Raw genomic sequence first — 11,359 nt, forward strand, 5'->3', positions numbered from 1 at the left:
CCCCGTTCATGAACGGCGTGTGGCAGTCGCATTGCACGCCGCCCGGAGTCCTTGAGCCGCCGCACGGCCCCGCCTACCGTCGAGTCATCGAGTTCGGAGCGGTCGACCGCTTCCGCTCCCGGCCCGGCCGTGTGCCCGAGTGGTTCAGGGGCTCGCCTGCAAAGCGAGTTACGTGGGTTCGATTCCCGCCACGGCCTCCGCATCGGCTTCGCCTCGGCTCCGTCCCGGCCGAGAAGGGTGGCGCCCCTCCTGGGGTGCCACCCTTTCGTTTGGCCTGGTCAGGCGGCGGGAAGGCGGCGACAGCACAGCCCGGCCCCTCAGTAACATGTACCTGCACATGTTTGCGACGGCTCGGCATGTGATGTCCCGGAAAGGCGGCACGGTGACCCTCGACGCGCTCCCGCCCACGCCGCCGGACTCATGGCACACGGCCGACGAGCCACCCCGCCGTCAGGAACGCATCCGCGCCTCCTGGACCCGCTGCGCGGAACGCGGTCTCGCGGTCGACCTCCTCCGCGTTCCTTTCCGCGCCGACATAGATGACGAGTCGCCACTGGTTCGCTGCGCGTCACCGGTGCTGGCGGCTTTGAGGTCGACCCTCGCCAACGAGCCGATAGCCATCCTGCTGTCGGACCGGTCCGGTCTCGTTCTCAGCCGGGAATGCGACGATCCGGCATTCGTGAAAGCACTGGACGACGTCACCCTGACGCCGGGCGCCACCTATTCGGAGGAAGCCGTCGGGACGAACGGCTTCGGTCTCGCCCTCGCGGACGACCGGGTGTCACTCGTGGCCTCCCAGGATCATTACAATTCGTCGTTGCGTGACTACACATGCGCCGGAGCGCCGATTCACGATCCCGTCGACGGGAGGATCGTGGGAGCGCTCAGCCTGACCGTCTGGTCGAGCACCCCCGATGACCTGCTGCCGGCCCTTGCCGCGCAGACGGCGATGAACATCGAGGCGCAGTTCACCGGCCGATCCGGAGCGGGCCACGGCTGCGACCGACTGAAGCACCGACTGACGCGCATCGAGACGCTGGAGCGCGACGCGATCCAGGAAGCGCTGACCCGCACCGGCGGCGATGTCGGCGGCGCCGCGGCTGATCTCGGCATTTCCCGGGCGACCGTGTACCGCCGCATCAAGTACTACGGAATCCGGAAAATGCGGGAGTCCCTGTAGCCGGTCTTCGCAACGACGCTCGCGCAGGGGCGCCGAAGTGCGTCGACCGGAGAACGCCCGCACGCTATAGCTGAGCGCGTACCGTCACTGTTCCGTCCACCCTTGTTCGTCTCAATCTGAGAATCGCGACTTTCCGGCCCGGCTGATTCTTGTCGTTCCTGGAAATCGAGTCCTAGCCTTCAGGCGGCATCGCCTCATGCAAGAGCCGAAAGAGCCGCACAAGCCGTACTCACCACCAGGAGATTCCATGACGCGCGCGCTCCGTACCGTCATCAGCCCCGGCCGGTACGTCCAGGGCAGGGGAGCGATACACCAGCTCGGTGACTACCTGAAGCCGCTCGGGTCGACACCGCTGATCATCGCCGACGACCTGGTGTGGGGCCTGGTCGGGCACGACGTCGAGGCCTCGCTGAAGTCGGCCGGGCTCCCCGTCGTACGTGAGCGGTCCCTGGGAGTACCGAGCGCCGGTGAGGTGGACCGGCTCGTCGAGGCCATCAAGGCCGCCGGGGCCGATGTGGCGGTGGCCGTGGGTGGCGGCAGCACCATCGACGCGGTCAAGGCCGCCGGCCACCTCGCCGGGATCCGCTGGGCCAACTGCCCGACCGTCGCCTCCACCGACGCGCCCTGCAGCGCGCTCTCCGTCATCTACACCGAGGGCGGCGAGTTCGAGGAGTACCGGTTCTTCCCCCGTAACCCCGACCTCGTCCTGGTCGACTCCCAGGTGGTCGCCAACGCGCCCGTCTCCACGCTCGTCGCCGGGGTGGGGGACGCCCTCGCCACCTGGCTGGAGGCCCGCGCCACCGCACGGTCGAACTCGGCGACGATGGCCGGCGGCCTGCCCACGCTCACCGGCACCGCGCTCGCCCAGCTGAGCTGGGACATCCTCTGGGAGAACGCGCTCCCCGCGATCGACGCGGTCAAGGACAACACGGTGACCCCCGCCGTGGAGAAGGTCATCGAGGCCAACACGCTGCTGTCGGGTCTGGGGTTCGAGTCCGGCGGCCTGGCCGCCGCCCACGCGATCCACAACGGCCTCACCGCGGTCCCGAACACCCACGGCCTGGCGCACGGCCAGAAGGTGAACATCGGCTCCCTCACCCAGCTCGTCCTGGAGGGCGCGCCGGCCGGTGACATCCGCGAGTTCATCGAGTTCACGACCCGGGTCGGCCTGCCCACCACCCTCACCGAGGTCGGACTGACGGTCGACGACGAGGCGGCCCTGACCAAGGTCGCGGACGCCGCCACGGCCGAGGGCGAGACGATCCACTCCATGCCCTTCGAGGTCCGCGGCGAGGACGTGGTCAGCGCCCTCAAGTCCATCGAGCGCCTCGCCGTACGGGTCCGCAGCGACGCCGGCCTCCCCGCCCCGGTGCGCCACGAGGCTCACTGAGAGCCTGTGCCATATCCCCGGTCGGATCAGCGCGCGGCGTCTGGTGCGTGCGATCGCAAGGCGCCGGAGCGTCCTCAATGGGGGTCCCCCCGGGCCGTTCAGGCCTGGGGGAGGAGCTATTAGGGCGTTTCGGTAACGCGGCGAGCGTGCGTGCCAGGCGTCGCGCGCCCGGCCGGGGATATGGCACAGGCTCTGAGACGCCTGCCGCACGCCGGCCTCACTCAGCCGCGCCGTCGCGGGTGCGCTGGTAGTGCCGCCTGGCCTTCATTCTGTTGCCGCAGACGGCCATGGAGCACCACCGGGCCTTGTTGGTCCTGCTCCGGTCGAGGAGGAACAGGCGGCACTCCGGGTTGGCGCACGGGCGCAGTCGGCCGGGCTTCTCCTCCTGCAACGCGAACCAGGTGAGGACCGGTTCCACTGCCAGCCGGCGCTCCGCGGGGGCGTCCAGTTCCCAGGTCACGCCCTCGGGGGAGACGTGCGGTCGGTACCGGACGCCTTCGAGGAGCGGGGCCAGTGACGCGACCGGCCGGCCGCCGCCCACCACGGCCTGGAGGGCGTCGCGCGCCCGCACGAGGTGCCTGCGCTCCTCGCCGCTGCCGTTGCCGCCGTGCGCCCGCTGCCACGCCGCGGCCGCTTCGGGATCCGCCAACTCGTCCCGGACCGCTCCCGTTCCGTCGATCACCGGTGTGGTGTTGAGAAGCGCCAGCAGCATGTCCTGCCGCCCTGGATCGAACATGACCGACATCCCCTAACCGGACTGGAGTGCGTAACAGGTTACGCGAGCGAGAGCCGCCCGGGACGAGCACACCCATCCGCAGCCTAACCGGTTACAGCCCCTTGACCGGTTAGGGTGCACCGTGCTCGACTGCCCCCGTAACCATCCAAGCGCAGCGAAGGGGTTAGAGTCATGATTCCCGCAGTCCACCACCGCACCGCCACCGTCAACGGCCTGCGGGTCTTCTACCGCGAGGCGGGTGACCCGGGCGCGCCCGCGGTGGTCCTCCTCCACGGCTTCCCGACCAGCTCGCACATGTTCCGCCACCTGATCCCGGCGCTCGCCGACCGCTACCACGTGATCGCCCCCGACCACATCGGGTTCGGCCGGTCCGCGATGCCCGCACCGCAGGACTTCCCGTACACCTTCGACGCCCTCGCCGAGGTCACCTCCGGGCTGCTCCAGCACCTGGGCATCGGCCGGTTCGCGACCTACGTGCAGGACTACGGCGCCCCCATCGCCTGGCGGCTCGCCCTGAAGCACCCGGAGCGGATCACCGCGATCATCACCCAGAACGGCAACGCCTACGAGGAGGGCTTCGTCGCCTCCTTCTGGGACGGCCTCTTCGGCTACGCCGCGGCACCCGGACCGGACACCGAGCCGCCCCTGCGCAAGGCCCTGACCTACGAGGACGTCCACTGGCAGTACGTGCACGGAGTCGCCGACCCGAGCCTGGTCAGCCCCGACACCTGGACGCACGACCTGGCGCTGCTGGCCCGGCCCGGCAACGACGAGATCCAGCTCCGACTGTTCCGCGACTATCCCACCAACGTGGACCTCTACCCGGCCCTCCACCAGTACTTCCGCGACTCCCAGGTCCCGCTGCTGGCCGTCTGGGGAGCGGGTGACGAGATCTTCGGTCCGGACGGCGCCGAGGCGTTCCGCCGGGACCTGCCCGATGCCGAGATCCACCTGCTCGAGTCCGCCGGGCACTTCGCACTGGAGAGCCACCTCGGCGTCATCACCGAGCACATCCGGGACTTCCTCGGCCGCGCCCTGGCCTGAGCGTCCGCCCCACCGCCCGCCCCACCGCCCGCCCGATGCCGATTGCCTCACCGCCGGACTCGCGAAAATCTATGTCGGCCGCAGTAGACATTGACCAGCGGCGCGGTTATGGTTTCTCTCGTAGCCCAGAGAGACCGTAGGGTCCGGCAGAGACGAACTGCCGGGCAGCAGTACCGCAAGTGCAGTGCGCAGGACGGTGCGGCGGTGGAGTTTCGAAGCCAGGGTTGTTGCAGGACGGCGACGGGACTGACGGCCGGACCGGGTGGCCCGCAGTGATCAGGGGCCGCCTACGCAGTACCGCAGTGGCAGTACCCCGCAGTGAAGGCAAGTGAGCAGTGAAAATCGGCGCTGTCATAGGCCGATGAGCAGTTCGCGTCACCGGTAATACACAATTGATCACCGAGGGAAGAACGGAGGAACCGAGCGCCATCAGGATCGCCCGGGCGTACGTCATCGAGCCCGGGTACCGCAGGACATCGATAGTGAGGTGGTCTCCGGTCGAGCAACCGCGATCCCCGCAGCCCCGACAGCATTACGGTCGGGCCGACGGACAGAGAGGGCCGGCGCAGTACCAGGGCCGGCAGATGGTGTAGCAGTTCCTTCGGGGCCCGGGTGCCAGTACGGCATCCGGGCCCCTCAACGCGTTTCCATGAGAGAGGTTCGATGACAGCAGACGACTCGTACGGCCGTCTCGACGACGACGACTACCCCGCCTACACGATGGGCCGGGCAGCCGAGATGCTCAACACCACCCAGGGCTTCCTCCGCGCCATCGGCGAGGCCCGCCTCATCACCCCGCTCCGCTCCGCCGGCGGCCACCGCCGCTACTCCCGCTACCAGCTGCGCATCGCCGCCCGTGCCCGCGAACTCGTCGACCAGGGCACCCCCATCGAGGCCGCCTGCCGCATCGTCATCCTCGAGGACCAGCTCGAAGAAGCCCGGCGGATAAACGAGGAATACCGCCGCGCCGCGGAGTCGTCCCACCCGGACTCGAACCGGGACCCGGAGTCGCCGAACCCGCCCACCGCGACCTGATACGGACGGGGACGGATACGAGGACGGGGACGGGGACGGATACGAGGACGGGGACGGATACGAGGACGGGGAGGGGGACGGATACGAGGACGGGGACAGAAACTCCCACAGGAGCTCCACGACTCCCCACGCTTCAGGCCGCCGCGTCACCCACGGACTTGCGTACGGGAGCGCGCCGGACCGCCGGAGCGGGGCGACGTCGGCCTCGGCCTCGGGAGGAGGCCCCGCGCTTGGGGCGTTCGGTCACCGGCGCGCTGATGACCACCGGGATGCCGGACGGGGCCTGCGCACCGGTGATCCGGCTCAGCGCCTCGTCGCCCGAGCGGACCTGGGTGGTCTGCGGCCGGATGCCCGCGTCCGACATGAGGCGGTCCATGGCTCGGCGCTGGTTCGGTGTGACGAGGGTGACGACGCTGCCGGACTCGCCGGCGCGAGCGGTGCGGCCGCCTCGGTGGAGGTAGTCCTTGTGGTCGGTCGGCGGGTCGACGTTGACGACGAGGTCGAGATGGTCGACGTGGATGCCGCGCGCCGCGACATTGGTCGCCACCAGCACGCTGACGTGCCCCTTCTTGAACTGCGCCAGCGTACGGGTGCGCTGCGGCTGTGACTTGCCGCCGTGCAGCGCGGCGGCCCGTACCCCGCTGTTCAGCAGGTCCTGGGTGAGCCGGTCGACGGCGTGCTTGGTGTCCAGGAACATGATCACGCGGCCGTCGCGCGCGGCGATCTCCGTGGTGGCGGCGTGCTTGTCGGCACCGTGCACGTACAGGACGTGGTGCTCCATCGTCGTCACCGCACCGGCCGACGGGTCGACCGAATGCACGACCGGGTCGGTCAGGTAGCGGCGTACCAGCAGGTCGACGTTACGGTCGAGGGTGGCGGAGAACAGCATCCGCTGCCCCTCCGGACGCACCTGGTCGAGCAGCTCGGTGACCTGCGGCATGAACCCCATGTCAGCCATCTGGTCGGCCTCGTCCAGCACCGTGATGCCCACCTGGTTCAGTCGGCAGTCGCCACGGTCGATGAGGTCCTTGAGCCGGCCCGGGGTCGCGACGACGACCTCGGCCCCGCCCCGCAGTACGCCGGCCTGCTTGCCGATCGACATCCCGCCCACCACGGTGGCCATCCGCAGCCTGACGGAGCGGGCGTACGGAGTGAGCGCATCCGTCACCTGCTGCGCCAGTTCGCGCGTCGGTACGAGGATCAGACCGAGCGGCTGGCGGGGCTCGGCACGCTGTCCGGCGGTGCGGGCGAGCAGAGCGAGACCGAAGGCGAGGGTCTTGCCGGAACCGGTGCGCCCGCGCCCCAGGACGTCTCGGCCCACCAGGGAGTTGGGCAGCGTCGCGCCCTGGATCGGGAACGGTGCGCTCACGCCCTGCCTGCCGAGTTCGGCCAGCAACTGCTCGGGCATGCCGAGCTCGGCGAATCCCTCGACGGCGGGCAGCGCAGGAGTGATCGTCCTGGGGAGCGCGAACTCACCCTGCGCCGCGGCGGGCCGCCGGCCATGGCCGCCGGAACGGGCCGGCCCGCCGGAACGGCGCGGTGCCGGCGCGCCGAAGCGGCTGCCACCCTTTCCAGCGGCGGCGCCACTGCCGTTACGGGTGCGGGCGGAGCGGTCGTTCCTGCGTGTGCGGTTCATACGGAACCTTCCTCGATGCGGCGGCGATGCGGCGATGCGGCGCATATCAAGGAATCCCTCAGCGATGAGCAACACAGGGAAACACATGTATGGACCGATGGAAAAAGAAAGCACATGCGTCCGACGGAAACTCACGCGGACGTCAGTGCTGCGGTACTCAATTCGGTGGCGCGATGGCGCGATGGCGCGATGGGAACGCGAGCGAATTATCCTCGCGCCGTCCCGCCGATGAGACCGTCTACGCGGAAAACGCGTACAGCTGGGACCCGCACCCCGAAGGATGCGGGTCCCAGCTGCAGAGTGCGCGTCAGCGTCAGGCCGGAACGATGTTCTCGGCCGTCGGGCCCTTCTGGCCCTGCGCGATGTCGAAGGACACCTTCTGGCCTTCGAGCAGCTCACGGAAGCCCTGGGCGGCGATGTTCGAGTAGTGGGCGAACACGTCGGGGCCGCCACCGTCCTGCTCGATGAAGCCGAAGCCCTTTTCCGAGTTGAACCACTTCACGGTACCGGTAGCCATGTCATATCTCCTTTGGGGCAGTACATCGGAATCCGCAGAGCACGGACACCGTGTCGCCGCGATGATTACCCCGTCCGGAAAACGACCGGAAGCACAACGACGCTCCCGCCGGCAGGAGCCGAGTGGAGGCGCTTGAAGTCTGGGAACCAAAACTGCAACTGAGATCGACAGTAGCACGCCGCAACGACCCTCGTCGGCCGATATCTCCCTTCCCGCTCCCCACGGCAGACACTCTTACTGCGCGGACCGTTGAACTCTCATCCCGCGAACACAGATATTGGCCGACTCGGAAGTGCAACGTCCGAAAAAGCGGAGCCGTCAGCCGCAATTGACCTCACGGGCTGCGCTGCGAAACGCCCCGGGCGGCTGCCGTTCACTCACGGGTGCCGCTGTTCGCGACGGCGGGCCGGCCCGCACCGCCGACAAGGCACGTCCGCTCACCTCGGCGCCGCCCCCGCCCCCGGCACCGACGCCAGGAACGCCATGAGGGCGGCGGTGAGCTCGGCGGGCGCGTCCTCCTGTACGAGGTGGCCCGCACCGGCGATCGGTTCGAACCGCGCGTCCGGGATCCGGTCGGCGAGCTCCTGTCCCTTCACCGCGGGGATCCAGGTGTCCTCCTGGCCCCAGCACACCAGCGTCGGGATGCCGATCTCGCCGTACCGGTCCTGCACTTCGTCGGTGTAGAGCCGGTCGGCCTGCGCGATCTGCCGGTAGAAGGCCGTCTGTCCCTGGCCGCCGAGCCAGGGCCGGACGAGTCGGTCGAGGACGGCGGGGTGCAGACCGCGGCTGCTGGCCGAGCCCACGTACTCACGCACCAGGGCCTGGTGCAGGGCGGGCGGCAGCTGGTCGAACACCCCGGAGTGTTCTTCGACGAGCCGGAAGAACGAGGTACCCCACGGGGCCAGTGCGACCGGGTCGACCAGCGCGAGCGCGCGGTAGCGCGCCCCGTGCAGCAGATGCGCCCGCAGGGCGACGGCACCACCGAAGTCGTGGGCGACCACCAGCGGTTCGTCCAGCCCCCAGTGCGCCAGGAGCTCGGTGAAGATTCGCCCCTGCACGGCCAGGGAGACGTCCTGGCCGTCGAACTTCTCCGACTCCCCGTAACCGGGCATGTCCCACACGAACACCTGGTGGTGCCGGGCGAGCGCACGGGCGACAGCCCGCCAGACGTACGAGGAGAAGGGCGTGCCGTGCAGCAGCACGACCGGATCCTGCCCGGGTTCCCCGAGACTCCCCCAACGCACTCCGCCCGACGTGCTGCGGAACGTCTCGGACAGCTGCCATTCACTCACGGGGCCGCTCCTCTCGATGGCGTGCGTGCGGGGCTGCACACGTACCAACTGCTTCCCCGGGTTCCGCCCGCGGAACAGGACGGCCAGGGTGGTGCGCTTGCCCCAGTCGGTACGCCGTTGGTCATACGATCCGGGTCATGATCAAGATCTCTTGGGCGCTCATAGCCGAGCACGTGGACGAGTGGACAGGCGCGACCGCGGACGAGGGCGCGGCCGCCCTCGAAGCCAAGGTGGGGGCCGTGGTCGACGCGAGCAGCATGCCCCCGAGGGCGAAGCGGCACTTCCGGGCGACATTCATCGGGCCCGTCGTCGAAGCCCTTCGCACTGAAGGGGCAGCCGCCCTTGCGCGAGGCGAGTCGTGGAGCAAGGCAGCCGGACCACTCCTCGCATGCGCGTCCCCAGTTGGCTGAAGTCCGGAGCGGTGATGCGCCTGGCTTTTCGAGCTGGTGACAGCGAATCTGCCGCTCGCCCCTACGCCTCGGCGACGAACGAGCCCTGACCGAGCACCGTGTACAGACGCCCTTCTTTGCGGAGGGCGACCACGGCCTTCTGGGCAGTGGACTGGCTCACCCGGAACTCGGCGGCGATGTCCACGGTGCCTGGGAATCGCTCGCCGGTCGGGTACATCCCGGCATCCAGTCGCCTGCGCAGTTCGTCTGCCAGCTGGGGCCATACCGGCACGGAGCGATCGAGATCCATGGAACGAGTGTCCGCGCTTACACGAGATTGTGATACCGCGGTAGTGCGGTAGTGCGGTATCGCGATTACGCGTACCCTGTGAGCGCAACGACCAGCACGCACCCAGGTGCGTGACGGACGAAACCCCGGCGAGGTGGCTAGACCTCCCGGGGCACGGCCGATCACCTCAGGAGTGACCGACAAGTGCGAACTCTACTGACTCTCCTTCTCGCATGGCTCTTGCCCTCGACCGGCAGGCACCGCGCACGGAACAACTCGCTGTCCCCGGCGCAACGGCACGTGTGCCCTCCCCAGCCTCGACGCACCCCGCTTCCGGTCCCGCGCTCCCCGTACTGCGTGCACGACGACATCTGGGCCGACGGCCTCCCCGCCGTACGGCCCTACCTCCTGTGGTACGAGCAAGCGGTCGGGTTCGGTGCGCTGCGGGAGGCGGCGGTATGAATCCTCAGCAGCAGACCTCCACACACCTCCGCCTCCTCCCCTGGCCCGGCCCGGAGGGCAAGCCCGCTCATCTCGTCACGGACGGCACCGCCACTCCGCTCGCCCTGCTGGCGGACGACGTCGAGGAGCAGCAGATCGAAGCGGCAGCTGTGGTGCTGGGCCTGGCGCGGGCGATGGTCGAGGAGGCGGCCGGACTCACCACCGGTGAGCTGCGGTTCGTCTGCCGCCGTCTCTGCGAGTCGCTGACGGACGTGCTCAACGTCGCCGAGAGCCGGGGCCGACGGGTCCCCGCGTACGCACCGGGAGCCGGCTAGCTACACCAAGTGGGCGTCACTGGTGCGTGTCGCAGGTGACCGGGTCGCAGACGACGGAGCTGAGCACCTGGTCGCAGTGCATCAGCCGGACGGTGAACACCAGCATGGGGAGGTCCGTGTCGAGGGGGCGCAGCGCGCGGTCGGGCTCGCTCCAGCAGAGGACCGCGCCGGTGGTGCCGTCGAGGACCAGGTGGGTGGTGTGCGACAGGTGGCCGAGGCGGATCAGGTGGGCCGCCCGGCTGGGCAGTTCGGCCACTGTGTGCTGGTCCCAGTGCTCCTCCGCGTAGTACTCGGGGAGGGTCGGCAGGGCCACTTCCGTGTCCAGCTGGAACAGGAAGCCGTCCTCGGGAAGGCCGGTCTCCGTGAGGAAGCGGCGTGTCGGGACGTGGGTGAGGGTCGAGGGGAGGTCCAGGTCCTCGAAGCGCAGGAAGCGCGGGAAGCGGACGGTCCGGTCGGCGCGCGGTGCGCCGGTCGGCAGCCGGGCCGGCAGGTTCGAGGCCAGGTCAGCGCCGGGGCGCCCGATGCGGGCGAGGGCGCCGGTGGCGCCGCCCGCGAGGAGCCGGGCCGACCCTTCGGCCAGGTCATCGGCGGCCGACGCTAACCGCAGCAGGGCTTCCAGGGAGGGAGTCGGCGAGGACAGGACTGTCCGGGCGCGGTGCACGGTGCCGTCGGTGACGATCGCCTCCAGGTCCCTGTCCAGCGTGCAGAGCGAGCCGAGCACCAGTTGGTCCCGCAGCCTGCGGGCGAGGCCCCCGGCCTCGGTCACCAGCTCCACGGCCCGTCGCAGCCGGATACCGGTCCACGCCGCGCCCGGTACGGGCGCTCCACCGCCCACCGTCGTCGTACCCGTCATGCCCGTCGTCTCCATCGCGCCCCCGTACACCCGTCGTGCTTCCCCCGGCATCGGTCGGGAACTCGCGTCGTCCGCGCGGCAGTTCCCATTGACCACTGACCGGAAACCTTACGCTGCCCCACTGACAACGCCGTGGAATTTCGGGTCGGGCACGCCGGAGCACTTGCGGGTACGGGCGGACGTTCGAGGTCAGCGGTCAGCCATCGGCCGTCAGCCGTCGGC

General features: G+C 69.6%; 12 protein-coding genes and 1 tRNA gene. 7 read left to right on the forward strand and 6 right to left on the reverse strand.

Features of this window, described 5'->3' with window-relative positions; genetic code table 11:
* Positions 1-125 precede the first annotated feature (125 nt).
* From UW392_RS19470 to UW392_RS19480, 3 genes are all read left to right on the forward strand, one after another.
* Positions 126-197, forward strand: a tRNA-Cys gene (locus tag UW392_RS19470).
* Between the two features lie 128 nt (positions 198-325).
* A complete protein-coding gene (locus UW392_RS19475) occupies positions 326-1,180 on the forward strand; it encodes a helix-turn-helix domain-containing protein (protein ID WP_320776308.1) in 855 nt (284 codons plus the stop codon).
* A 247-nt stretch (positions 1,181-1,427) separates the two neighbouring features.
* Positions 1,428-2,570: a glycerol dehydrogenase gene (locus UW392_RS19480; protein ID WP_320776309.1), complete on the forward strand. Its 1,143-nt coding sequence runs from the start codon at positions 1,428-1,430 to the stop codon at positions 2,568-2,570.
* 217 nt (positions 2,571-2,787) lie between these two features.
* On the opposite strand, the gene UW392_RS19485 is transcribed toward UW392_RS19480, so the two are convergent.
* Positions 2,788-3,306, reverse strand: a complete 519-nt coding sequence (locus UW392_RS19485; RefSeq protein ID WP_320776310.1) for a CGNR zinc finger domain-containing protein — start codon at positions 3,304-3,306, stop codon at positions 2,788-2,790.
* Positions 3,307-3,477: 171 nt separating this feature from the next.
* On the opposite strand from UW392_RS19485, the gene UW392_RS19490 reads away from it, so the two are divergent.
* Together UW392_RS19490 and UW392_RS19495 are read left to right on the forward strand one after the other, a co-directional pair.
* The gene (locus UW392_RS19490; RefSeq protein WP_320776311.1) at positions 3,478-4,350 is read left to right on the forward strand and encodes an alpha/beta hydrolase; all 873 of its coding nucleotides are present in this window, start codon (positions 3,478-3,480) and stop codon (positions 4,348-4,350) included.
* A gap of 663 nt (positions 4,351-5,013) precedes the next feature.
* Complete coding sequence (locus tag UW392_RS19495) at positions 5,014-5,385, forward strand: MerR family transcriptional regulator (RefSeq protein WP_320776312.1); 372 nt, start codon at positions 5,014-5,016, stop codon at positions 5,383-5,385.
* Between the two features lie 133 nt (positions 5,386-5,518).
* Here UW392_RS19495 and UW392_RS19500 read toward each other — a convergent pair whose 3' ends face one another.
* From UW392_RS19500 to UW392_RS19510, 3 genes are all read right to left on the reverse strand, one after another.
* Positions 5,519-7,021, reverse strand: a complete 1,503-nt coding sequence (locus UW392_RS19500; protein WP_320776313.1) for a DEAD/DEAH box helicase — start codon at positions 7,019-7,021, stop codon at positions 5,519-5,521.
* A gap of 313 nt (positions 7,022-7,334) precedes the next feature.
* Complete coding sequence (locus UW392_RS19505; protein WP_006143946.1) at positions 7,335-7,538, reverse strand: cold-shock protein; 204 nt, start codon at positions 7,536-7,538, stop codon at positions 7,335-7,337.
* 437 nt (positions 7,539-7,975) lie between these two features.
* Entirely contained in the window at positions 7,976-8,830 is an 855-nt protein-coding gene (locus UW392_RS19510; RefSeq protein WP_320776314.1) for an alpha/beta hydrolase, read from the reverse strand.
* Between the two features lie 137 nt (positions 8,831-8,967).
* On the opposite strand from UW392_RS19510, the gene UW392_RS19515 reads away from it, so the two are divergent.
* Positions 8,968-9,240 (forward strand): hypothetical protein, encoded by a 273-nt coding sequence (locus UW392_RS19515; RefSeq protein WP_320776315.1) that lies wholly within the window; start codon positions 8,968-8,970, stop codon positions 9,238-9,240.
* Positions 9,241-9,301: 61 nt separating this feature from the next.
* Here the strand turns inward: UW392_RS19515 and UW392_RS19520 are convergent, their stop codons facing one another.
* Positions 9,302-9,529: a GntR family transcriptional regulator gene (locus tag UW392_RS19520; RefSeq protein ID WP_320776316.1), complete on the reverse strand. Its 228-nt coding sequence runs from the start codon at positions 9,527-9,529 to the stop codon at positions 9,302-9,304.
* A gap of 437 nt (positions 9,530-9,966) precedes the next feature.
* Between UW392_RS19520 and UW392_RS19525 the strand changes: the two genes are divergently transcribed.
* Positions 9,967-10,284 carry a hypothetical protein gene (locus UW392_RS19525; protein WP_320776317.1) on the forward strand — a complete coding sequence of 106 codons (318 nt, stop codon included), beginning with the start codon at positions 9,967-9,969 and terminating at the stop codon, positions 10,282-10,284.
* A 16-nt stretch (positions 10,285-10,300) separates the two neighbouring features.
* Here UW392_RS19525 and UW392_RS19530 read toward each other — a convergent pair whose 3' ends face one another.
* Positions 10,301-11,152 (reverse strand): SUKH-4 family immunity protein, encoded by an 852-nt coding sequence (locus UW392_RS19530; RefSeq protein ID WP_320776318.1) that lies wholly within the window; start codon positions 11,150-11,152, stop codon positions 10,301-10,303.
* Positions 11,153-11,359 lie beyond the last annotated feature (207 nt).

Source organism: Streptomyces sp. CRN 30 (genome assembly GCF_034105845.1).